19 protein-coding genes are annotated in these 24579 nt (G+C 42.2%); all 19 read left to right on the top strand.

Annotated features, from left to right (window positions below; all coding sequences use genetic code 11):
- Positions 1-637 precede the first annotated feature (637 nt).
- Entirely contained in the window at positions 638-1840 is a 1203-nt protein-coding gene (locus F6K38_RS09160; RefSeq protein WP_287264856.1) for a glycosyltransferase family 4 protein, read from the top strand.
- Positions 1841-2152: 312 nt separating this feature from the next.
- Positions 2153-3325 (top strand): glycosyltransferase family 4 protein, encoded by a 1173-nt coding sequence (locus F6K38_RS09155; RefSeq protein ID WP_287264857.1) that lies wholly within the window; start codon positions 2153-2155, stop codon positions 3323-3325.
- Positions 3326-3348: 23 nt separating this feature from the next.
- On the top strand, positions 3349-5544 hold the full coding sequence (locus tag F6K38_RS09150) for a GumC family protein (RefSeq protein ID WP_287356491.1): 2196 nt from the start codon (positions 3349-3351) through the stop codon (positions 5542-5544).
- Complete coding sequence (locus F6K38_RS09145) at positions 5531-6997, top strand: O-antigen ligase family protein (RefSeq protein ID WP_287249822.1); 1467 nt, start codon at positions 5531-5533, stop codon at positions 6995-6997. Before F6K38_RS09150 ends, F6K38_RS09145 begins: the two co-directional genes overlap by 14 nt.
- An 87-nt stretch (positions 6998-7084) precedes the next feature.
- The gene (locus F6K38_RS09140) at positions 7085-8080 is read left to right on the top strand and encodes a methyltransferase domain-containing protein (protein ID WP_287356489.1); all 996 of its coding nucleotides are present in this window, start codon (positions 7085-7087) and stop codon (positions 8078-8080) included.
- Between the two features lie 182 nt (positions 8081-8262).
- Complete coding sequence (locus F6K38_RS09135; protein WP_502709572.1) at positions 8263-8805, top strand: serine acetyltransferase; 543 nt, start codon at positions 8263-8265, stop codon at positions 8803-8805.
- 553 nt (positions 8806-9358) lie between these two features.
- On the top strand, positions 9359-10483 hold the full coding sequence (locus F6K38_RS09130) for a hypothetical protein (protein ID WP_287356485.1): 1125 nt from the start codon (positions 9359-9361) through the stop codon (positions 10481-10483).
- Complete coding sequence (locus tag F6K38_RS09125; RefSeq protein ID WP_048815282.1) at positions 10476-11027, top strand: hypothetical protein; 552 nt, start codon at positions 10476-10478, stop codon at positions 11025-11027. The genes F6K38_RS09130 and F6K38_RS09125 overlap by 8 nt, the downstream gene beginning before the upstream one ends.
- Before the next feature lie 42 nt (positions 11028-11069).
- Positions 11070-12311 carry a lipopolysaccharide biosynthesis protein gene (locus tag F6K38_RS09120; RefSeq protein ID WP_287249830.1) on the top strand — a complete coding sequence of 414 codons (1242 nt, stop codon included), beginning with the start codon at positions 11070-11072 and terminating at the stop codon, positions 12309-12311.
- Positions 12312-12578: 267 nt separating this feature from the next.
- Entirely contained in the window at positions 12579-13646 is a 1068-nt protein-coding gene (locus F6K38_RS09115; RefSeq protein WP_287249832.1) for an acyltransferase family protein, read from the top strand.
- 62 nt (positions 13647-13708) lie between these two features.
- On the top strand, positions 13709-14893 hold the full coding sequence (locus F6K38_RS09110) for a glycosyltransferase (RefSeq protein WP_502709571.1): 1185 nt from the start codon (positions 13709-13711) through the stop codon (positions 14891-14893).
- A gap of 163 nt (positions 14894-15056) precedes the next feature.
- Positions 15057-16013: a glycosyltransferase family 2 protein gene (locus F6K38_RS09105; protein ID WP_008186679.1), complete on the top strand. Its 957-nt coding sequence runs from the start codon at positions 15057-15059 to the stop codon at positions 16011-16013.
- 132 nt (positions 16014-16145) lie between these two features.
- Complete coding sequence (locus F6K38_RS09100; RefSeq protein WP_044493896.1) at positions 16146-17930, top strand: ABC transporter ATP-binding protein; 1785 nt, start codon at positions 16146-16148, stop codon at positions 17928-17930.
- Positions 17931-18244: 314 nt separating this feature from the next.
- A complete protein-coding gene (locus F6K38_RS09095; protein ID WP_071104774.1) occupies positions 18245-19888 on the top strand; it encodes a glycosyltransferase in 1644 nt (547 codons plus the stop codon).
- A complete protein-coding gene (locus F6K38_RS09090) occupies positions 19885-20622 on the top strand; it encodes a methyltransferase domain-containing protein (protein WP_131827040.1) in 738 nt (245 codons plus the stop codon). The genes F6K38_RS09095 and F6K38_RS09090 overlap by 4 nt, the downstream gene beginning before the upstream one ends.
- Complete coding sequence (locus F6K38_RS09085; protein WP_287293722.1) at positions 20619-21653, top strand: polysaccharide deacetylase family protein; 1035 nt, start codon at positions 20619-20621, stop codon at positions 21651-21653. The genes F6K38_RS09090 and F6K38_RS09085 overlap by 4 nt, the downstream gene beginning before the upstream one ends.
- A gap of 2 nt (positions 21654-21655) precedes the next feature.
- Positions 21656-22570 (top strand): glycosyltransferase family 2 protein, encoded by a 915-nt coding sequence (locus tag F6K38_RS09080; protein WP_044493912.1) that lies wholly within the window; start codon positions 21656-21658, stop codon positions 22568-22570.
- A 74-nt stretch (positions 22571-22644) separates the two neighbouring features.
- The gene (locus F6K38_RS09075) at positions 22645-23589 is read left to right on the top strand and encodes a glycosyltransferase family 2 protein (RefSeq protein ID WP_287356482.1); all 945 of its coding nucleotides are present in this window, start codon (positions 22645-22647) and stop codon (positions 23587-23589) included.
- Positions 23590-23731: 142 nt separating this feature from the next.
- Positions 23732-24579 (top strand): NAD-dependent epimerase/dehydratase family protein (locus tag F6K38_RS09070; RefSeq protein WP_287356481.1); only part of this gene is annotated, 848 nt, incomplete at its 3' end.

Here is a 24579-nt window from a genome sequence, read left to right as displayed (position 1 = left end):
ACTTACCAAGTTTTTATGATTTAAAACAATCCAATAATTACTTTGGTTAAAAAATATATTTCTACCCTAGGTTAGGGGATTTAATTAATGCAATCGTATTATATATAGGGAATCAAAGGTAACGAATCCAAGAATACTAGTTAGTTGGTAAACACACTATTCCTAAAATATAGGTAATTACGTAATGACTATGCTAATTTGTCAGAAGCAATGATTAAAAATATTGCTTAGCAATCATTTTAGGCATTGATATTCGATTGATATTAAAAAATTAATTATCAAAATATCAGAGCTATAAACAGTATTAATTTTAATTAATTAAAATTAATACAAGTTAAGCATACCAGATACCTAAGAGCATTTTTTTATGTTCCATAAAATCAAAAAAATGTGTACCTCACCTATTTGATAAATGCTATATAGCGTTGAGCATACTTATGAAGTACAGTCAATTTTATTACCCCTAATCCCGACTCCCTCGGTGCGCGCCTCCTAGGGCGAGTAAATCGCCCTTGGGTCGCACCGCTCCCGACTCCCTAAAACCCAGGACTAAAGTACCTAAAGCAATTGATAAAATCTATAAACTATAACCCATAAATCACTGACTCTCAAACAGTTTTACTTCTTATTAATTAAAGTGACCAAGAAACTAATTTTAACTATTTTCTATCAGTTTAATCCTTGGCATAGCAGCATTGGTGGGATTCAGACCGTCATCCGCTCCTTTATCAAATATGCTCCCAGTGAGTTCGAGGTGCGGTTGGTCGGAACAGGAGACCTGGCTTCAGCTTCCGGTGTCTGGCAAGAAGGAGAAGTAGCGGGTCGAGCCATTCAATTTATGCCCCTGTTTCCTTTGGAAGATGACAATGTTAGGGGCTTGATACCGACGACGGTGAAGTATACGACTGCCCTGTTCGGTCGTTGCTTGGCATCGGATTTTATGCATTTTCATCGCATCGAACCCAGCTTAGCAGCTCTCAATTGGTCTGGAGAGAAGACGCTGTTTGTACACAATGACATTGCCAAGCAGATGAATCCTGCAACGGCTAATAATGGCATTCTTTGGCAGCGTTTTTCCGCAAGCTATTTTGCCCTCGAAGGCTTACTGGTGAAGCAATTTAGCCAAATTTTTTCCTGCAATACTGAATCAGCTAAGTTTTATCAACAGCGTTATCCAGCGATCGCAAATCGTGTTGCTTACCTAAAAAACACCGTTGATGACGAGGTGTTCTATCCCCTAGACCCAAAGCAACGAGCACAGGGACGCAAAGCTCTGGCACAGGAGCATAATTTGTCTGAACAGACCCGTTTTATCCTTTTCGCCGGTCGTCTGCATCCTCAGAAAGACCCGATGTTACTGATACGGGCGATGGCAACTTTATATATTGCCAATGTTCACTTACTGATTGCTGGGGATGGGGAGTTAAAGGATGAACTCCGTGGTGAAATTTCCTTTCTTGGGTTGTCTAACCGAGTGACTATGCTTGGAGCAGTAGGTCAGGAAAAACTAGCAGACTTATACCGTGTCTGTAGTGTCTTTGTTTTGACTAGCGTTTACGAAGGACTGCCCTTGACTGTCCTTGAGGCTCTCGCCTGTGGGACACCTGTAGTGACTACGAATTGTGGTGAAACCCCCAAATTTCTCGGTGCTGACAGTGGGATTGTTTGCAAAGAGCGTACTGCCGTTGCGATCGCAGATGCTTTGGGTAAGGTCTTGCACCATCCAGAGAATTATTCAGCCTCCTCCTGTGTGCGCACGGCTCAACCCTATAGTGCTCGCACAGTTGTCAGCAGTGTTTATGAGCAAATGCTCAACCGTGCTCACCAACGGTCTGCCTAATCTCTGTCTAATCCGCTGCCTTTAATCAAGATAGAGCAGTCAAACTTACATAGTAAGCATATGCGCTACAGATGGTGCTACTTGAGGTGCTATCAGCTATCAGCTATTAGCGTGTCGCGTATCAGCCAAAGGCCTGTGGCCACGCTACACTGAACAGTTTATGCCCATAGCGCACGCTACACCGAACAGCTTTTGAATAAAATAAGCTGACGGCTGACGGCTGACGGCTGAATGCTTACCTTACATACTCAGGGTGTCATCACCACTTCATTAGTCTGCCGAAGAGTATTGTAAAAGAGAAAACTAGAACTCATGAAAATTGCTGTAATTGGAGCCAAAGGAGTACCTGTTAAGCAAGGTGGCATTGAACGTTACTGCACAGAACTCTATCCCAGAATCGTTGCCCAGGGTCATTCGGTAGATCTATTTGCACGGTCGTCCTACACCGAGTCTACCGGTTTTTCATCCTCTGACTACAAAGGTGTTCGAGTAATCTCTCTACCCTCGATACAATTCAGAGGAATAGATGCTTTGGCTAATGCTGCCCTGGCAGCGATTATCTCCAGTGGCAAACGCTACGACATCATTCATTTCCATGCCCTAGGTCCAGCTGTGTTCTCCTGGCTCTCCAGAATTGCCTCTTCTGCAAAAATTGTGGTTACCTGTCAGGGATTGGACTGGCAACGAGCCAAGTGGGGGAAATGGTCGAGTGGGTTAATTCGTTTGGGGGAGAGGAACGCGGTCTACTCTGCCCATGAGTTAGTGGTAGTGTCACAAGCACTCCAAAATTACTTTCTCAACACCTATAGCAAGAATACAGTCAATATTCCCAATGCTCCAGGGATTTACCCAGAGTCAGACCCCAAATTTTCCTATGGTAAATTCCTAGGTCTAAACCCGGGGCGTTACATTCTGTTCTTGGGCAGGCTTGTACCGGAAAAACGACCTGATCTACTGATCAAAGCTTTCCAACGGCTCAAATCTAACGGTTGGAAACTGGTGATTGCTGGTGGTGATAGTGACACTCATAACTACATCGCCAACCTACATGACTTGGCAGGCACAAATCAAGACGTGTTATTCGTTGGTGAACTCTATGGAAGTCGCTTAGCCGAGATTGTTCGGGGCGCAGGGTTGTTTGTTCTGCCTTCGGATTTAGAAGGATTACCGCTGGTGATGCTAGAGGCAATGCAGGAAGGGATTCCAGTGCTCGCTAGTGATATCCCTCCCCATCAGCAATTGATTGGTGAACAACGAGGTCTACTGTTCCAAGCAGGAAACGTAGACTCTTGTGTCCAAGCTCTAGAGAGGGCGATCCGCCAACCTCAAGAGTTAGCGGACATGGCCAAGAAGGCACAAGACCATGTAGCCACTTACTATAACTGGGACAAAATTACTGCTGATAACTTAAGACTGTATCAAAAACTCTGTGCGTCCTCTGATCCCAAATTCAGTGTCACGCTCCCCTTTTTCAAGAACCAGTAAAACCACAGAGTTTCGTCAACGTTATGGACACCAGCCTTTCATCACTACCATTAGCCTTAAAGCGGCGGCTTTTGCCAGCCCTTGTTACCTTTACATCCGTAATTGGTGGAGCGATTGCCTATTTGGTTGTTACCCCACCAGTGTACCAAGTGAAAGCACGGCTGATGCTGGACAATAAAAAGGTGAGTGTATCTGAGTTGGGTGACAACCTCAGCCAAGTCCCTGCTAATACACCCGGTGGAGCTGACCCAATCGCAACTCAAGCAGAACTAGTGGGGTCAGAACGGCTTCTTCAGGGAGCACTTGACGAGATTGCTCTACTCGGCAGTTCACAAGAAGGACTGACCATAGACACACTCCGTGAGGATTTAAAGGTAAAAATTGTGCCTGCTACCAATATTCTTGAGCTGAGCTATCAGGGTCAAAATCCAGAATTGGTAACCACGGTGCTCAATGCTGTCGCCAACGCAATGGTTACTGAAAGTGCTGAAGGGATTCGTTCAGAAGCTAGAGCTGTGCGGGAATTTTTGGAGAAAGAAGTACCATTACGGCGTTTGGAGGTAGCAGCAGCAGAAGCAGCGTTAAACAAATTTAAACAGACCACTGGTTTAGTTTCTCCGGAGGAACAAACACAACTCTTAGTCAGGAGTTTAGCTACTTTAGAAGACCAAGAACGTGCTGTGTCTATTCAACTCCAAGATGCTAAAACCCGTAGCCAAGAACTCCAGACCATAACCAGTCTGAATAATACTCAGAATGCTTACATCGCTGGACGCATTGGTCAAGATCAAGAACTCCAAGCCTTACGAGCTCAGCTAGTAGAGTTGGATCGGGAGTTAGCCAAAATGCGATCGCGTCTAACTGATCAAAATCCAGCGATGATATCACTGGTTCAGGAGCGGTATGAACTCCTTACCCTCTACAATCAAAAACTTTCTCGTCTGTTACCGACTAATCAGTCCAATAATCAAATTATTGCCCCTGGTGATGTGGCCTCTGATCAGTTGAGCCAGGACTTTACCTCTAGATTTATTTTAGCTCAAACAGAACGGTCGGCACTGGAACAAAAGCTCTACCTGGTGCAGACTGAGCGCATTAAACTCCAGAATCGTCTTGGTCAAATACCAGTTCTACGGCAACCCTTTGCTAGCTTAGTTCGCCGACAAGAAGAAGCAATTGCCTCTCTTAAACTCCTCCAAAACAAACTGGAAGAAGCACGGATTGCAGAAGCCCAACTAGTTAGCAATATTCAAATTATTGAGCGGGCAAAACTTCCTTCATCACCCCAGGAACCCAATCCAAAAGTGGTGCTGGTGATAGCTACTGCTGCTGGAATTGCCCTAGCTGTCGGTATGGTGCTGCTGCTGGAGGTAATGGATAATACCCTACACGATGCCTCGGAAGCGGAGGCACTCCTGAAGCTGCCTAGGCTGGGGGTATTACCGAAGATACCTGCTCAGGCACTCAGTCTTGAGCAACCGAACCGATTCTTGGAAGATATGAGGTTAATGGAGCCTTACCGCCTGCTCCTGACAACCATGGAGTTGCGTGCTCAGAAGACCTTACAGCTGATTGTGGTCAGCAGTGCTGTTTCCGGAGAAGGTAAGTCAGTGGTAGCTTCCCACTTGGGTGCGGTTTCAGTAAGATTTTCCCGGCGGACATTGATTATTGATGCCGACTGGCGTCACCCAATGCAGCACAATTTGTTTGGCTTACCCCCTAAGCCAAAGGTTACAGATGTAATTGACAGCAATCAAACCTGGCGGTCGGCGGTGCAACCCACAGCCATCGCAAACCTTTCGATTTTGACCTGTAGTGACCAGCCCTCTGGTTCGGCTACCTTCCTACAGTCACAGATGATCAAGTCTATTTTGGCAGCAGCCGCAGATCATTATGACCTAGTCATTGTAGACACGCCACCAGTTAGTAGTTTTGCTGATGCCCATACCTTGAGTCGGTATAGTGATGGGTTGGTGATAGTCACACGTCCCAACTTTACCCAGAAAGATATCCTACTACAGACAGTATCGGAATTGAAAGATAGTAGCACTCCCATACTGGGGTTTGTTGCCAATGGCATAAGCGATCGGACTCAACAGTACTATTTCGATTCCTTCGATAGTTACCAGCCTCAAGCCGAATTCAGGCAGACCCATGGCAAGGAAGCCAGTAACAATTGTGCTGTTGTATCCAAGGGGGTTGATCATGCAGATTCATAACCCCTGGCATCGTTCCTCTGCTCTGACCTTTTGGCTAGGACTGGCAGGTGTGCCGATTGGTCTAGCTGTTGGCTTACTCGCAGGTACTCAGCCGATTTTGCTTGGTTTAGGGTTGGTTGCAGTAGCGGTGGTGGTCTACTTCTTTGCCCGGTTTGAGCAAGCGGTACTGGGACTATTGATCTTGCGTAGCTGTCTCGATCCGTTTTCTGATCAACAGGTACCAGCAGCTTTTGCTATCGGACTCGACGGCTTGACTTTGCTTTATGTGACAGTGATGTTACTGAGGGGGCAAACTGTACGCACTGATAAGTTTTGGTGGTTCTTTGCTGGTTGGGTGATGCTACAAGGCTTGTGGGTGATACTTTTGCCTCTGGGAGGGCTGGGGCTAGATGCTTCGTTTTTGCTAGAAAGCATCCGTGAGTGGATACGTCTATTTTCTTGGCTGATGGTCTACTTGCTGGTAATGCAACTCAAGGACAGGCTTCCACCTAAGCAAGTTGTCTATGGGCTGTTTTGGGCTCTGCTCTTACCAGTTACAGTAGCGTTGCTCCAGATGTTTGTACCTTCGGTTTTACCTCCCATGTTTGCTGCTGATGGAGGTTATTCCGAAACACTAGATGAAGTATCTCGAATCAAAGGGACTATTGGTCACCCTAATGGCTTTGTAACCTGGTTATTGCTGTTCATGGGTCTGACCTATTGGAGGCTAACCCAGTCAAAGCCACGCTGGATCTGGATGCTATTGCTGGGTTTACTTAGCCTTGTGTATGTGAGTACTAAGGCTCTATTTGGTTTGATGATGCTTGGTACCTTTATTGTGGTTTTAATCGCCCCTAGATTGAGCATAGTGAACCTAATCGGTGGCATAGTCCTATTTGTCGGAATTATAGTTTTGTTTGGTAGTACGGAGTTTGGTCAAGAACGTCTCGGCTCAATCACTGAAACACCCTTAGGCAATCCAGACATCGATATTTGGCGTGCCATCCTCCTCTCCAAGGGAGACCACAACAGTTTCAACTGGCGAATTGCTCAGTGGCATTACCTACTACAGCAATGGCAACATTTTCCTATCCTCGGTTACGGTCTCGGAATTAGTGCTGATGTTAGTACCAATGGGCTGTATCCCCACAATGATTACATTCGAGCCCTGGTAGAAGGAGGAATCCTAGGACTGGTAACTTGGTTGGTCTTCCTCGGAGTTCAGGTTGGGCGTCTTGTTCAATTATTTCGACAGGCATCTCCTGGCAGTGGACAACGAAATCTGTGTTTAGCCATGTTGGCGGTTCTTCTGGCTGTACCTGTGGGGATGATTACCGAAAATATCTGGAGTCATACCACTCTCTTTTTCTACTGGTATACCTTGTTGGCAGTGGTGGGTTGGAATTGGGATGATCTGCCGCCTTCAGAAAATCACACACCGGTTAGTCCTCCTGCACGGCTTACACCTTTTTGATCAGGGTAACTCTAGCTTTTATAGGAGTGACGCGAATTATTTCACTCACGAAATAGTTGAGACTTTAACCAATAGCAAGACAACACCATGACTAATCAAAACATCATAAATAATGCTGAAATTAACTTATCATCAAGTACTCAAGACTTGCTTTGCTGTCCCTGTTGCTTGTCTAGTTTAGAATCAATAAAAAATCAGTTGAGATGTACAAATTATCAATGCAAAAAAAATTTTCCTGTTGTTCAGGATAAACCAATTTTGATCAATGAATCATCTAGTATATTTAAGATTAAAAATTTTCTAAATCCCGAAAATGCTGATCTTAACCCAAAACCAAAATTAGAAAGAATTGCCATCAATTTGATCCCTAGCATTATCCTGAATTTTAAAAGTAAGAGGAATTACCAAAAATTCACAGAACTTCTGCTCAAGCAGACTGATAGTCCTAAAGTACTGATAATTGGAGGTAGTGTGATTGGTCAAGGTATGGAAGAGCTGTTATCAGTACCTGCCATTGAAATTATCGAAAGTGATGTTGCTTATGATTCCCGTATAGCAGTAATTTTTGACTCCCACAATATTCCTTTTAAAGACAATTCATTTGATGGAGTCATAATCCAAGCTGTCCTTGAACATGTTGTAGATCCATCCCGTTGTGTTGAAGAAATTCATCGAGTGCTCAAAAAAGATGGTTTAGTTTATTCGGAAACTCCGTTTATGCAACAAGTACACCTAGGAAGATATGATTTTACTCGCTTCACTCACTTAGGACATCGTCGTTTATTCCGCAAATTTGAAGAAATTTGTAGTGGTGCTGTGTGTGGACCAGGAATGGCATTAGCCTGGTCATATCAATACTTTCTTTTAAGTTTTGTTAAGACACCTATGGCAAGAAGTTTAATTAAGGTTATTGCAAGAATTACATCTTTTTGGTTGAAATACTTTGACTACTATCTAATTGATAAATCGGGGACATTTGATTCGGCATCAGGTTTTTACTTTATGGGCAAAAAGAGTGAAAAAATTCTTGAAGACACAGAACTAATAACTCTCTACAGAGGAACACAAGCAAGTTCTTTCTAACTAGCTTCGCTAAGCATAAGTCTGAAGTATAAAGTTATTTAATATCAAATATTTCGACTGATTGCTGCTGGTTATTTATTTCTGGATCTATGCACTATTATTTGGTTGCCTTTCAAAGTTTTAAATTTATAAATCAGTGAAATATACTAGGATTTTGATATTATTTTATGCTCCAAAAACACCTGAATAAAATCAGTAATTATATCCTACAAGATTGGCAAGTTAATTACTATGATTCTAACTTGAAGGCTCGGTTCATTTTATTGATGTTTCGTTCAACACATTTGCTTGGTAAATTACCTGCACCTTTGTCATTTTTATCGATTTTTTCTCGTTTACTTTACCAATTATTAGTAGAATGTATATTAGGAATTGAATTGCCTTGGGATACTCAGATTGGAGCTAATACTAAGCTTTTGCATGGCATAGGTTTGGTGGTAAATCATGAAACTGTTATTGGCGCAAATTGTACCTTAAGACACTCAACCACTATTGGAAATAAACAATTACCAGATGGTTCCTATAGCGGTTGCCCAAAAATTGGCAATAATGTAGATATCGGCTCCAATGTGGTGATTATTGGTGCGATTACCATTGGAGATAATGCTGTAATTGGTGCTGGTTCTGTAGTTGTAAAGGATGTTCCTGAGAGTTCTGTAGTTGTAGGAAACCCGGCAAGAGTTATTCGTAAAATTTGTAAAAAAAAGTTAATTTATAAAAAATAGTATAGCGCTTTTTATCCTCATGAGGTACACATATTTTTTTCCCTCTTCCCTCTTCCCTCTTCCCTGCTCCCTGCTCCGTTCGCGAAGCGTGGCCTACGGCCTCAGTCCCTGCTGCCTAAAACCCAAAAACTTGTACCTTACTAGATTAAAAACCGCTATATCAGTATTAAATAACTAAAGTATCGCTAATTTTTAAGCATAATATCTAGAGCAATAGCTATGGTTATGCCAAGCTCAACTTAGCTTGGAAATCTCTGCAGAAGGTTAATAGTGATTACCGACAGGCAAACCATTATCGTCAGCAAGCCCTTCTACACTATCCTAAGCTGCGCTTCTCTCTAGACTTTATCCGTTTGAGTTTTGTGATCGCACTGAGGCAGTTCTTCCGATCTCAGAGCTACAGCAGATTGCTAGAGGTAGATTACAGTCTGCGTCGGCGTCTATCAAGTGTTGCTCGATAGCTACCCATCTCCCCTTTCTCCTGCTCCTGATTATGCTATTCAAATCTAGGAAATTCAGTCGGAAATTCAGATGGTATGTAGTAATAGTTCTGGTGCTGGTAACGATAACTATCAGTATCGGTTTAGCTAACTATTTTAAACCGAAGCAATCTATTACTGCTAATACCACTACTTCTGCCGCTAATGCCAACACTCCTACCACTCGTGACCCCTGGTTATGGCCTTTTTCTCAGGACTCAATCTGGAACATGCCCATCGGCAGTAATGCTGAGTATAAACCAGCTAATTTGCCGCGATCGGCTCGCTCCACTATAGATATCGATCTTTTATTTATTATTCCTGCTAGTAGTCCACTGCGACCGTTGTATGACCCTGATAGTTGGACTAAGCGTTGTAGCGGAACTACAACCTATGAAAACTTATCTATCCCCATTCCTGATGATTTAATTGTTCCTGATGCCATTAACACTCTCGTTAGGTATTCCACTCCCAATAATGCTGCCGCCTTGCTACAGCCTGACGGTCGTACTATCATCCAGCTAGAACCAATGGCTCGCTGTCAAAACGGTGGTCCGGTATATGGCTATCACTGGCCGAAAAAAGATTTGGATCTATACAGTCAAGGTATTGCCGGAGGTCATCTTGGTTCTGGATTGTCCTCTTTAGGAGGAGCAATACGCCAGGGAGAATTAATTGGTAGCGAACCGATTCGTCATGTTTTAAAACTAGAGCTTTGGGAAAAATATATCTATTACAATCCCCAAAGTTCTACACCAGGATACCGTTGGCCTGCAGATAGGGCAGATTCAGCTGCTCCAAAGATATATAAAGGTGAAGACCCTCAACTGGTAATGGGTTCTCTGTTAGCAATTCCGCCGGAGGTAAGTGAAAAGAGCCTAGGTCTAACTACCCCAGCAGGGAAAAAGCTGTTTCATGCTCTCCAAGACTACGGTGCTTATCAAGTAGATGTCACAGGTAGAGACGCTTATGCTTTAGCAGCAGAACAGGGGGTTGAAGAAGAATTTAAAGCCACCTACGGTTACGGTTTAACGGCTAGAGCGCCCACTAATAATCCCTTTTACCAAGACTTTATGAAGCTTGTTCAAGCCTTACATATTGTTACTAACAATGGACCAGACACTGTCGGGGGAGGTGGTCAACTTAGAGAACCTTTAGCTCCAACCTTAGCTAAAACCGCAGACTCAAACAGTGACTAAAAAACTAGCTAGTACGGTTAGACGCCTATTGATTTCCATCTTAGGCGATGGTAAGTTCCATGCTGACTCACACCAACCACGAGTGCGTTTCCGTAGTTTAGTTTGCAATATGAGTCGGTGCTACCCAGTTTTCAGATTAATTCATAGCAGTCTCCTAAAGAAGACTTTGTCTTTAGGCAACTACGGTCATGCCGATGAAGTTTTACTAGCAATACTAGCTCTGTTGGGACGGTTCTATGACATTCCTGAATACCTGTTGTTTTACAGCAGACATCCGAAACAATCAGTGCAGGTGTACAGCAAGAATGGTGAGAATGATGACTATGAGTACCCTCAATGGTGGTACCCGGCAAACCAAGAAAAGATTATGTTTCCAAGATGGAAAATATTTAGTGAGTATTGCCGCGCCATATCCCAGGCTCAAGTAAGCTTATCTGACCGATTTGGCTGCTACTTTGATGCTCTAAATTACCTGAGAGGGAGTTGGATCTATTTGGTCAAAGAAGTGATTAGACCAGTAAGTCAATTTTGCCATCTTGAATAAAACTATCCTTGACTAGATAAAACTTACAGTACAGACCACCCAATGCTAATTAATAAGTTCAAGCAACTATCATCGGGCGAATTTATTCGCAATGCTGGTTGGATGGGAATAGCAGAGCTAGTCAATCGTCTCTCCCGTCTAGCTACAACAGTTACTTTAGCTCGTATGTTTACTCCTCAAGATTACGGACTGGTATCTGCTATTTATACCACCTTTGAATTTGGCAATGTTCTAATCCTCAGAGCTGGTACAGAATCCAAAATTATTCAGGCTAGTGAACAAGAGCTAGAAGCTGTATGCAATACATCCTACTGGCTTAATTGGATTTTTGGTGGTTTGATGTTTGTTATCCAATGTATTGCTGCCTTTCCCATTGCTAAATTTTATGGCAATAACCAAATAATTTTGCCCATAATCACTATCGCATTGATCTACCTAATGATGCCATTGTTTATAGTTCAATCGGCAATGATTAGGCGAGATAATCGACTAAAAGTTACAGCTTTTGCTAATGCCTGCCAGGCGATAATCGGCAATATCATAACTGTAATATTAGCTATATTAGGCATGGGAGTATGGGCTGCAGTTTGGGCAATGGTTTTATCGACTCCGGTGCATATTTTGATTAATTACCGACATCATCCTTGGCGAGCACCTACATCCTTAAAGCTTCATAATTGGCAGTCAGTCCTTAGTTTCAGCTGCAAAATTCTTGGGGTTGAGTTACTCGAAAAGCTTAGGTCAAATCTCGACTACTTACTCGTTGGTGGCTTTCTAGGTGTTGAGGCACTGGGACTATATTTCTTTGCCTTCAATGCTGGCTTGGGAATTAGCCAAAATGTCATCAAATTATTTACTTCCTCTGTATTTCCTTATCTTTGTGCAGTCAGAGAAAATTTAACCCAACTTAAGAACCGGTATTTTAGTAGTCTGAAAACCACTGCTATCATTGTATTGCCCCTCATTCTGCTCCAGGCAAGTCTAGCTCCCCTCTACGTACCAATTGTTTTTGGACAGAAGTGGGTAGTGGCAATTCCAATTTTGATACTTATTTGTCTTTCGGCTCTGCCCCTTGCTCTTACTAATACTACAACTGAGCTCCTCAATGCTGTCGGTAAAACTAAGCTAAATCTTTATTGGAATTTGATTTATACTGTAATCTTTTCTAGTTGCTTACTCCTAGCTGTTAACTGGGGAATTGTTTGGGTGGCTCGTGCAGTACTCATTTGTCAATTGCTGACGCCTATTTTCACTATTTGGGCTATTAGATATGTCTTTAAATAAAAACTATATAATTTAAAGATTAATCTGAAATATTGCTCCGGTAGAGGTTGAAGCTCCACTAAGGTTATATAGCGCTACGCGCAAGTCATAAGTCATAATTCAGAAGTAAGCTATGATTAAGTTTCGGAGTTTATGAATGTCATAACTTGAAGGCTTAGTGCTATATATAGCGTTAATTTATATATTTCAAATATCCTATAATAGCCGATCAAAATACTTAGCATATTCACAATTGATAACCAGTAATAATTCAGGAAAAATTTTATAATGTCAAAATCTAAACAATTAAAGCTTATACAAGTTTTTCGTGGAATAGCTGCATTACTCGTAGTACTTGTTCATGGCGATCTCATATTTAATCAAAATCTAAATCGAGATTTTTTATTTGATATATTTGCTTTTGGGGGTTCTGGAGTAGATTTTTTTTTCGTTTTGAGTGGATTTATTATCTTTTATATTCATAAAAAAGATATTCAAAACCCTTCCAGGCTTAAATCTTTTGTTCTGAAAAGACTTGTTAGGATATACCCAATTTACTGGGTAGTATTAACAGGCAAATTAATAGCATCATTTATGTTTGATTATTCGAGTACGCATCAAGGTAGTTTTGGTGAAATAATAAAAGCCTTTATTCTTTTTCCTCAAGACAGGGAAATACTTTCTTCAAGTTTTATTGGAGTTAGTTGGACATTAACTTTTGAAGTATTTTTTTATATTTTATTTAGTTTTTTGATATGGGTTAAACCCAAACTATTGGTGCCATCAATTACCGTTTGGATATTAGCAACATTATTAACATTTTTTGGCTTCATAAGCTTTCCTGAAGATCAGGCTACTATCCAGCTTGTTTTTAATGAACTTAATTTGGAATTTATTCTGGGCTGCTTAGCTGCTTATATTTTATCTAGACATAAAATTAATCATGGTTTATACTTGATTTGTTTAGGGTGTTTCTTATATACTATATCTGCCATCAATACCAATTACGGTCTTGTGAGCGTTTCAGATGTTATTGCCTTCGGTATACCTTCAACAATACTTATAATTGGCTCAGTATCTCTAGAATTAAGCAAAAATATTGACGTTAATCCCCTTCTTATGATTTTAGGAGACGCATCTTATTCTATTTATTTAATACACGGTTTTGTCATGAATAATTCAACTAAAATATTAGTAAATAATCTTGGACTAAAGATATTCCTTGCCAATTCAATAACCTTAAGTATATTTGCTATTTTTAATGCAGTTATAGCTGTAGCAGTAGGGTGTATTGTATATTTTTATATTGAAAAGCCCATTATTTCAAGGTTGAGACCACTCCTAGTGAAGAATTAAATAAACTATCCAATTTTAAAGAGGTTGATTTTGACCACATCAACTGTTTTTATCCTTACTTTATGGAAACTATGCCTCCAAAGCGATTTGGGTCTCCTTTAGAGCCTCAAATGCCCACGAAAACTAAACGCTCCTACAAAGTTGCCATAGTCCATCCCAGTGCAGGAGTCAACTGGAGTGGTGGCACCGAAAACTTTGCGATCGAGCTTACTCACCATCTAAGCCCGTATTTCGAGGTGGAATTGTTAGCAGGGGCTCCCTGTAGTCCTTTTTACTATCCTGCTGGTGGCATCCCTCGTACAAAAGCTCGTCAGCTCTTACGTAATCCTCTGGTTAACTCAGTGTTCAGGAGCGTCTCTACTCACCCTGATATGGTCATTGAACACTTGAGTAGTTTTATTCCCTGTGCAATGCGACTGCTAAGGAAGCCAGCCGACTTAATCTTTCCTTGCAATGACTATGGCGGTTTGGCCATGGCAGCTTTTGTAAGAGCACTGATTGGCACACCCATTCTGTTTAAAGCACACACTGGTTTGACTGGCGGTGGACAATCACTGGCGCGAAGCCTGCGATTTCGTCCCAATCATGTGGTGGTTTTCTCTGAAACAATGGCTGACTTTGTTGATAAACAGCGTCCTAATCAGCCTGTCACAATTATTCCCAACGGCGTAGATATGGATCGATTCAAGCCAGAGGGAAATCAGATCGACCTAGGTTTGAACAAGCCGATTGTGTTGTGTGTTGCTTCTTTAAATCATAACGATCACAAACGGGTTGAACTGACAATTCGAGCGATCGCAAAGCTTCCCTATGGGAGTCTTCTGATTTGTGGCGATGGACCTGACCGTGAATATTTTCAAGCATTAGGTGAGGAATTGTTGGGAGCTAATCGCTTTGCCATACAGACCTTTCCCTTCAATCAAATGCCTGAGGTTTATCGGTATGGGAATCTATTTACCCTCCCTTCTATCGATGAACCATTTGCCAATGCTTACCTACAAGCAATGTCTAGCGGCTTAGGAGTTGTTACTACTGATGATGAGATTCGTCGCTATATGATTGGCGATGCTGGTATTGTGTGTGATGTCACCAATCCAGATGTTTATGCTGGAGCGATCGCACAGGCTTTGAGCAAAGATTGGAAAACTAAGGCTAGAAAGAATGGGATGCGTTTTAGCTGGGACATGGTTGCTCTACGCTATCGTGATTTAATTATGCAAATGATTAGTCAGTCTAGTCTTGACTAGATTAAATAGTTAAATATTTGCTACTTTTTCCAAAATATTATGAGCATAATTTTCCAGTTTAATGTTGCATTTAACCACAATTAATCTGTCCTATTATTGTTTCGAGTTAATATTAACTTTAGCAAAATAGTTTGATTAAATAACTTGATTAATGAACTTGACTATGCCAAAAGTTACTGTTGTTATTCCAGCATATAATGGGATGGAATACCTCCCGAAAACAGTGGAGAGTGTTTTAGCGCAAACCCTTGCTGACTTTGAGTTACTGATTATCAACGATGGTAGTTCAGACCACATTGTTGAATGGGCATCTCAAATAGCAGACCCCCGAGTCAAACTGATTTCCCAGGAAAATCAGGGGGTGTCTGTAGCACGAAATACAGGCATCGCCCAGGCTCAAGGAAAATATATAGCCTTCTTAGATGCAGATGATTTATGGAAGCCAACTAAACTTGAAAAACAGGTAAGCTGTTTAGAAGAATATCCAGAGGCAGGTCTAGTCTATACCTGGACCGCTCTAGTTGATCAACAAGGTAAACCCACAAACAGCATTATAGCTTTCCATCAACAAGGAAATGTCTGGGAGCAAATTCTGGTGGTTAACATGATTGGCAATGGCAGCTCAGCTATGGTTCGTCGGAGTTGCTTTGACACTGTCGGAATGTTCGACCCCAACTTATCCAGCGCTGCTGATCGAGATATGTGGATTCGGATTGCAGCTCAGTATCTATTTGCGGTGGTCAAAGAACCCTTAACTCTTTGGCGACAGCATGCCAGTAGCATGTCTAAAAGGCGTGAGAAAATGATCCAGGATTCACGTCAGGCCATAGAAAAAAATTTCCAATCTGTTCCCTCTGATTTGTTGTACTTGCGTAACCGGAGTTATAGCTACTTAAATCTCTACCAGGCTTGGAATTCAGTAGATCAGGGAAACTACAAAGAAGCAATGCATTTCCGTAGACAAGCTTTTTTGCACTATCCACAAATGCGCTATTCACAGAGCTATATCCGCCTGAGTTTAGCAATTATGTTAATCCGCTGGTTTGGACCTCATGGCTACGACGGCGTGCGATCGCTTACCCAAGCCCTGCGTCAACTAGCGTTGGGTATTTCAACTTAATCTTTTCTGTAATCGAAGACGAATTGCTAAAACCTTGATAAGACAATAACACGCTAAATTATTCCCTGTTCCCTATTCCCTATTCTCTATTCCCTATTCCCTGCGCACAGCGCTTAGGATTAACAATAAAGCATGAATCAAATCAGAATATTATCGCCATTGCTTAAATTTTATCCTTGGGTTTTTCCATTAATTATTACCTTAGGCGTATTCTCTTCTTTGGCAGAAGGATTTAGTATTAGTTTATTTATTCCTCTTCTGGAAAGTTCTGGCAATCTAGGATCTCAAGCCTTCCAAAATAGCTTGATTTTAAATAATATTGAGCAACTCGTTATTAATTTTCCAAGCCAAGCTCGGATTTTTTTTATTGCTTTTTCTATCTTCATAATACTTTTTATAAAGAACTCCATTGTTTATATAAATAGTAGTTTAGTGTCTTGGCTTTACCTCAGGATTAACCATCGGTTGCGTTCCAGTGTTTTTAACCAGCTTCTGAAAGTCAGCTATTCTTTTTTAGAAAGGAATCAATCGGGAAAGTTACTTGACACACTTAGTGATCAAACCTGGCGGAGTTGTGAGGCTCTATCGCACTTTTTTAACCTGATAATTAATGTTTGCAGCATTTCTGTATTTGTAATTCTGTTACTGTTAATATCGTGGCAACTCACCCTTTTAGTTGCTGCTGGATTGGTACTCATTTCCCTGAGTATAAAGTTTGTGACACGCTCGGTAAATGACAGAGGTAAACAAGTTTTACAGGCTAATTCTGCCCTTGCTTGCCTGATGTTGGAAGGGTTTTCTGGAATGAAGGTGATTCGGGCTTTTGGCCATGAATCCTATGAGCAGAAGCGTTTTGATCTGGCATCAAAGCACTTAAGTAATACTTTGCTAAAGATTCAGCTTTTCGCTAAAGTTGTGAATCCCCTTTCTGAAGTCCTCTCTACAATTCTACTTCTATGCATTCTAGTTATTGCACTGCTTCAGAACCAAGCTACCCTACCGAGCTTACTAACGTTTCTATTTATGCTCTATCGTCTACAACCCCACGTGAAGCAGTTAGATAGTGCCCGTGTGGAACTTGCTGCGTTGACAAGTGCTGTAGAGGACGTCATGTATCTTTTGGATCCCTCTGATAAACCTTATATTCACTCTGGTAACACTCCTTTTAAAGGTCTCAGACAAGAAATCTCTTTTCAATCTGTTACCTTTCACTACAACCCCTCGGAAAAACCTGCACTTAAGAATATTTCAATTGCTATCCCACAAGGTAAAACCATTGCCTTAGTAGGTTCTTCAGGTGCGGGTAAATCGACAATTATTGGCTTAATTTACCGTTTTTATGACCCTACAGAGGGAGAGATTTATATAGATGGTTATCCCTTGCAACAGCTGAATCTAGCTGACTGGCGCAGCCGAATTGCCCTGGTTAGTCAGGAGATTCATATGTTTAGTACAACAGTACGGGAAAACATTGCCTATGGTCGGTTGGATGCTACAGAAGACGAAATTAGAACAGCAGCCAAACTTGCCCATGCCCATGAATTTATCAGTGAATTACCTGAAGGTTATGATACCAAGGTAGGAGACCGAGGAATTCGACTCTCAGGAGGTCAGCGACAGCGTATCGCCTTGGCTCGTGCTATCGTCCGCGACCCAGAAATTCTGATTCTCGATGAGGCAACTAATGCTCTCGATAGTGTTTCCGAGAACTTAATCCAAGAGGCGCTAAATAATCTTAGTCAAAATCGAACGGTGATTGTTATTGCCCATCGCCTATCCACCATTGAACAAGCTGATCAGATCTTGGTGTTGAAGCAGGGACAAGTCATCGAACATGGGAAGTTTCAGGATTTATTGAAGCTCAATGGATTCTTTGCTGAACTCTATCGCTTGCAAAATCGCCATGTCCACATTTGATAAAACTAAGTCAGCTCTCTATTTCCTATAGCGGTTTCTAGCCTAATGAGGTACACAAGTTTTTTTCCCTGTTCACTGTTTCCTATTCCCTCTTCCATCTTCCATCTTATCTGTTCCCTGTTCCCATATCCGCTGTTCCCTAAAACCAGGTACTCTGTACCTCACCAAAGTGAACACCGCTATAGATCATTAATGGGACATTGACTTGATTGGGATAAAACTAAGATGGATAAGAATAAGATCTGTCCTGAATTAATGAGTTTTTTTAGTAAAAAATATTATATTAATCGATAAATATTTTATAAATTAATGAGATGAATAGCAAACCATTAGTTTCTGGAATTACGATCTTCTTAAACGCTGAAAAGTTCATTGAAGAAGCCATAGAAAGTGTACTTGCGCAAACCTATGACCATTGGGAACTGCTGCTGGTAGACGACGGGTCCACCGATAACAGCACTGCCATTGCCCAACGGTATGTGGAAAAATATCCTGACCAGATACGTTATCTAGAACACCAAGATCACGAAAATCGCGGCATGAGTGCCTCCCGTAATTTGGGTATTCGTAATGCTAAAGGTAAGTACATTGCTTTCCTTGATGCTGATGATATCTGGCTACCCCAGAAACTGCAAAAACAGATAGGAATTTTGGAGTCTCATCCAGAGGCTGCTATGGTTTATGGAAATACTTTGTATTGGCACAGCTGGACTGGCCATTCTGAAGACAGTCAGCGGGACTACATGCCAGAACTGGGAGTTCAACTCAATACTCTGATTCAGCCACCAACCCTACTTAAATTCTTGATACAAGGTGGAGGCGCTGCCCCCTGTATCTGTAGCTTTCTGGTAAAACGGCAGATTGTCGAAGAGGTTGGTGGCTTTGAAGAGACATTCCGAGGTCTTTATGAAGATCAGGTCTTTTTATCCAAAATATTCCTGAAAACCCCTGTGTTTGTGGAAAGTGGATGTTGGGAAAAGTATCGTCAGCATAAACATTCTATTTGTTATACCTCCCAAGACACAAAAAAAGAATATACGGCTCGTAAGACTTTCTTGAATTGGTTAAAGGAATATCTGTCTAAAGGAAGCCTCAAAAATCCTGAACTTTGGTCTGCTCTACAAAAGGAGCTATGGCGATATAATCATCCAGCCTTGCACTATTGGACAAATCGTATTCGATATTTTGTAAAACCTATGAAAAAACAGTTGAAAGCACAATTGGAACCAATAGCAAAGCTAACATTGCCTGCCTCTACATACCGTTGGTTATACGATATATTCCATGGTCGTCTACCAGTAGGATCGGTAAATTTTGGCAGCCTGCGGCGGGTTACACCTATCAGTCGGGAATTTGGCTATGACCGTGGTCTCCCCATAGACCGCTACTACATAGAAAAATTCCTTGGTCACCGCAGTCAGGACATCCAAGGACGAGTATTGGAAATTGGCGAAAACACCTACACCTGTCGTTTCGGAGGAGACCAGGTCACAAAAAGCGATGTACTGCACGTCGTGGAAGGCAATCCCCAAGCCACCTTTGTGGGAGACTTAACCAACGCTGATCACATCCCGTCAGAGGCTTTCGACTGCGTCATCCTGACACAAACCCTACACCTAATCTACGACATGCGGACAGCTTTAGGCACACTCCACCGAATCCTTAAGCCTGGTGGAGTTTTGCTGGTCACTTTTCCGGGAATTAGCCAAATCGTTAAATGCGATTGGGGTGATGACTGGTGTTGGGCCTTGACCTCTCAATCAGCAGGCTTGCTATTTGAAGAACTATTTCCGAAAACAAACGTTCAAGTTGAAGCCCATGGCAATGTACTGGCAGCGATCGCATTTTTGCAGGGACTAGCCATGGAGGAGTTGAGCCAGAAAGAACTTGATTACCGAGACCGCGAGTATCAAGTCTTAATTACAGTCAGGGCAGTGAAAGGGGAGGTGACATCATGACTATAAGGGAGCTTGGCAGATGGCCTATTTCTCTATACCGCTGGCTACGAGAAATATGCCACGGTCGCCCACCAGTAGGATGGGTAAACCTTGGTAGCCTCGGACGAGTCAAGCCGATCAGCTCTGACTTCGGTCTAGACCGGGGTTTACCTATGGACCGATATTATATTGAGCATTTTCTTGGCCGTCATGCTCAGGATATTAAAGGACACGTACTAGAGATTAAGGAACCTCTCTACACTCACAAATTCGGTGGCGATCGCGTCACCCAGAGTGACGTGCTTCATGTGGAAGAGGGTAATCCCCAAGCCACGATTGTGGCAGATTTAACCAAGGCTGACCATCTACCATCCGACACCTTCGACTGCATTATCCTAACTCAAACCCTCCCATTCATCTACGATGTGCCAGCCGCCCTCAAAACCCTCCACCGCATTCTCAAACCCAGCGGTGTCCTACTGGCCACGGTTCCAGGCATCACCCAAATCAGCTGTGATGATATGAATCGCTGGGGTCAATACTGGAGTTTCACTACTCTCTCAACTCAGCGGCTTTTTAAAGAAGCCTTTGGAGAAACCCCAGTGCAAGTTGAAGCCCAAGGCAATGTATTGAGTGCGATCGCATTTCTGCACGGCTTGGTAACTGAGGAATTGCCCCAGGCACAACTCAACTATCACGACCCTAACTACCAGGTCTTAATTACGGCTAGAGTCGTCAAGGAGCTGAAACCATGAGCATAGGCAAGGTCAGTAGGAAATTGGAACAGACAGCCTGGCGGCTCAAAAATAAAATTTTGCCAGGTGTGCTGATCTTAATGTACCACCGTGTGGCTGAAGTAGATTCAGACCCTTGGTCTCTATGTGTAACCCCAGAGCATTTTGCTGAACATCTAGAGGTTTTACGAAAACATCACTACCCTCTGAGTCTACAGCAATTGACACAAACAATTCGCGATCACCAGACTATAAAGCGGTCAGTTGTTATCACTTTTGACGACGGCTATGCTGATAATTTTTACAATGCTAAACCATTGTTGAAACGCTATGACATTCCCGCAACAGTTTTTGTAACAACTGGAGGAATTGGCCATAGGCGTGAATTCTGGTGGGATGAACTAGATAGACTATTACTACAACCTGGTATATTACCGGAAATACTTCAGTTAAATATCAACGGCAGTACCTACACATGGGAATTAGGCGAAGCCGCCTATTACAGTCAGGCTGATTATCACTTTTATCGCCATTGGAGTGCTTCAGGTATAGAAGATCCCAGCCTTCGCCATACCCTCTATCGCTCCCTTTATGAACTGCTATATCCTTTATCTAGCCACAAGCGAGAAAAGGTGCTAGAGGCAATCAGGGTGTGGGCTAATGCTGAACCAATTGGTCGCTCGACCCATCGCTCTATGTCTCGTGAGGAACTGTTGGATCTCGAAGAAGGGGGACTGATTGAAGTCGGGGCTCACACAGTAACCCACCCATTTCTTTCTAAACTTCCAGTAGCTTTGCAGCAGGATGAAATCGAACAAAGCAAACACTATATTGAGGAAATCCTAGGGCATCCAGTTACCAGTTTTTCCTATCCCCATGGGGATTACACTGCTGACACTATCTCCATTGTCCAAGAAGCTGGATTTACCTGCGCCTGTTGTAGTGTTGTTGACCGGGTTCAGGAACATAGCAACTCTTTTCTGTTGCCTCGTGTTGAGGTTCAGGATTGGGACGGGAAAACCTTTGATCGTTGGTTGTCAAGATGGCTTTAATTATGAGTAACAAACCACTAGTTTCCACTATCATCATTTTCTTAAACCCTGAACCATTTATTCAAGAAACCATTGAGAGTGTTTTTGCTCAAACTTACGACAACTGGGAACTACTCCTGGTCGATGATGGTTCCACTGATGGTAGTACAGAAATAGCCTTGCAGTATGCTCGGAAATATCCGGAAAAGGTGCGCTATCTGGAACACGAGGGTCACCAAAATCGCGGCATGAGTGCCACCCGCAATCTGGGTATCCGCCATGCCAAAGGTGAATATATTGCTTTTTTAGATGCTGATGACATTTGGTTACCAAATACCTTGGCAGAGCAAGTTGTTCTCTTGAATGCTCATCCCGACGCTGCCATGGTCTACGGACCAATTCAATGGTGGTATAGCTGGACTGGAAATCCTGAAGACCAAGAACGGGATCACGTGGAAAAGGTTCGTGTGCCGACCGATACCCTGATCAATCCACCAAGGCTGTTTCGTCTTTTATTAAAACGCCGGATTAGCATATCGGGGATGTTGTTGCGACGTCAGATTGTAGAAGATGTTGGTGGTTTTGAGGAAAACTTCCGAGGTCTTTATGAAGATCAGGTCTTTTGCAGCAAGATCTGTCTCCATGCACCGGTTTTTCCAGTTACCAATTGTTGGTACAAGTATCGACAGCACCCGAACAACTGCTGTTCTATTGCAGAAAAAACCGGCAAAGAGTATGTTGCACGTCTATTTTATTTGAATTGGGTAGGACAGTACTTATCTGAACATAAAATCAAAGATATCAAAGTCTGGTGCGTATTCATCAAGGAACTATTACTAGCTATGAATCCCACTGTGTATTCTTTGTCGTCCAAGTCTAGGAGGTATTTCGGGTGGAAGCTCAAACAAAGACTATTCAGTATATTGAAAACGGTTTAAAAATTTTTGGAACTCAGGTCATCAATCTTGTCCATTAACGGAAAGTAAATAAACTTGAATATAAGTAAGATCAAATGAGTCACAAACCACTGGTTTCTGGTATTATGATCTTCTTAAATGCTGAGAAGTTCATTGAAGAAGCCATTCAGAGCGTATTTGCCCAGACCTATAACAACTGGGAATTGCTGCTGGTAGACGATGGCTCCACCGACAACAGCACAGCAATTGCCCAACGGTATGCCCAACAATACCCGGAAAAGGTAAGCTATCTAGAACACAAGGGTCACCAGAATCGCGGCATGAGTGCCACACGCAATCTAGGCATCCACAATGCCAAAGGGGACTACATTGCCTTCTTAGATGCTGACGATATTTGGTTACCACAGAAACTGGAAAAGCAACTAGCAATTTTTAGTTCACAACCAGAAGCAGATGTAGTTTGTGGTCTAACTAAATTTTGGTATAGCTGGACCGAGAAGCCTCAGGATATTGATCGGGACTTGATGCGAGAAATTGCTCCTGACTACGATACTTTGTTTGACTCCCCCAGGCTGCTCACCCTCTTGCTGGAGAGTCAAGCTAGAACCCCCGCCACTTGTAGCGTTTTGATCCGGCGAACACTATTTGATATTACAGGTGGGTTTGAAGAAAGCTTCCAGGGAATGTACGAAGATCAAGCCTTTTTCGCGAAGGTATATCTCAAAGCCGCTGTATTTGTCACTAGTGACTGTTGGGATTGGTATAGACAGCATCCTAATAACTGCTGTTCTATGGCAGAGCAAGCAGGAAAATACACTCCTGGTCATCTGAATCCAGCACATCTGAGTTTCTTGAACTGGCTATCAAAGTATTTATCTCAACAAGGGGTCAAAGATACTGAACTCTGGGATGCTCTCCAAAAGAGACTCTGGTCTTATAAGCATCCTATCTTGTACTACCTTTCACGACCTAAGCTTCTTGTGAGGTTAATAGCACAGCGGACATTGCCTGTAACAGTTCGCCATTGGTTTCAGATTTAAGACAAGGTGATCAAGAGTACTTAGTGGAGCGCATTTTGATTAGTAAATTCCACACTAATTAGGCAAATAAAAATAACTTAGTTAATCTTTAATTAGTAACCGATTACATAGTTAACCATTACTTAGTAAAAACTCAAAAATTATGCATTTCATTGTCACTGGCGGAGCTGGTTTTATTGGCTCTCATCTTACCGAACAACTTCTATCAGAAGGTCATCAGATCACAGTAGTTGATAACTTGGCCACCGGTAGTCTAGAAAACCTACCTAAGCATCCTAATCTCCAATTCCTGCAAAAAGACATATCCACTTGTAAACCCGAGGATTTTATAACTAAATTTACAAATAAAATTGATGGCATTGCCCATTTAGCAGCCACCCCCTCCGTTACAGCATCATGGCTGCAACCTCTAGAGGCTCATCACAATAATCTTTCGGCAACGATTGCTGTTATTGAACTTTGTAAAACCTTAAACATTCCTAAACTAGTCTTTGCCAGCTCAGCCGCTGTATATGGCAATCCCACACAAGTACCCATTTCAGAAAATCAACAGACTTCTCCTATTTCTCCCTATGGCTTACAAAAACTGGTGAGCGAGCAATATGCCAGTTTATTTGCCAAACAAATAGATTTTTCATTTGTGGGATTACGATTTTTTAATGTATTTGGTCCTCGACAAGTACCTAACTCCCCATACTCCGGTGTAATTTCTATCTTTGTTAATGCCATGCAGCACAGTTTACCGATAACTATTTACGGAGATGGGACTCAAACACGAGACTTTATCTATGTCAAAGATGTTGCCAGGGCTTTTGCCAAAGCTTTAACAACACCCCTAGAATCAGGCTCATGCTTAATTTGTAACTTAGGCACCGGAAAATCTACTTCTTTACTTCAGCTAGTTGATAGTCTAAAAACTTGCTTTCCTCAGTGGAAATCAGAAACTAAATTTGCCCCTCCCCGTCCTGGAGATATTAAACATTCCCAAGC

It is taken from the genome of Moorena sp. SIO3B2, from assembly GCF_010692525.1.
Taxonomy (GTDB): Bacteria; Cyanobacteriota; Cyanobacteriia; order Cyanobacteriales; family Coleofasciculaceae; genus Moorena; species Moorena producens.
This window is presented reverse-complemented; position numbering and strand designations above follow the sequence as displayed.

Coding starts and splice junctions, on each gene's coding strand:
- F6K38_RS09155 (WP_287264857.1), top strand. CDS start 2,153: ATGAAAATTGCTGTAATTGGAGCCAAAGGAGTACCTGTTAAGCAAGGT.
- F6K38_RS09150 (WP_287356491.1), top strand. CDS start 3,349: ATGGACACCAGCCTTTCATCACTACCATTAGCCTTAAAGCGGCGGCTT.
- F6K38_RS09145 (WP_287249822.1), top strand. CDS start 5,531: ATGCAGATTCATAACCCCTGGCATCGTTCCTCTGCTCTGACCTTTTGG.
- F6K38_RS09140 (WP_287356489.1), top strand. CDS start 7,085: ATGACTAATCAAAACATCATAAATAATGCTGAAATTAACTTATCATCA.
- F6K38_RS09120 (WP_287249830.1), top strand. CDS start 11,070: ATGCTAATTAATAAGTTCAAGCAACTATCATCGGGCGAATTTATTCGC.
- F6K38_RS09115 (WP_287249832.1), top strand. CDS start 12,579: ATGTCAAAATCTAAACAATTAAAGCTTATACAAGTTTTTCGTGGAATA.
- F6K38_RS09110 (WP_502709571.1), top strand. CDS start 13,709: ATGGAAACTATGCCTCCAAAGCGATTTGGGTCTCCTTTAGAGCCTCAA.
- F6K38_RS09105 (WP_008186679.1), top strand. CDS start 15,057: ATGCCAAAAGTTACTGTTGTTATTCCAGCATATAATGGGATGGAATAC.
- F6K38_RS09100 (WP_044493896.1), top strand. CDS start 16,146: ATGAATCAAATCAGAATATTATCGCCATTGCTTAAATTTTATCCTTGG.
- F6K38_RS09095 (WP_071104774.1), top strand. CDS start 18,245: ATGAATAGCAAACCATTAGTTTCTGGAATTACGATCTTCTTAAACGCT.
- F6K38_RS09090 (WP_131827040.1), top strand. CDS start 19,885: ATGACTATAAGGGAGCTTGGCAGATGGCCTATTTCTCTATACCGCTGG.
- F6K38_RS09085 (WP_287293722.1), top strand. CDS start 20,619: ATGAGCATAGGCAAGGTCAGTAGGAAATTGGAACAGACAGCCTGGCGG.
- F6K38_RS09080 (WP_044493912.1), top strand. CDS start 21,656: ATGAGTAACAAACCACTAGTTTCCACTATCATCATTTTCTTAAACCCT.
- F6K38_RS09075 (WP_287356482.1), top strand. CDS start 22,645: ATGAGTCACAAACCACTGGTTTCTGGTATTATGATCTTCTTAAATGCT.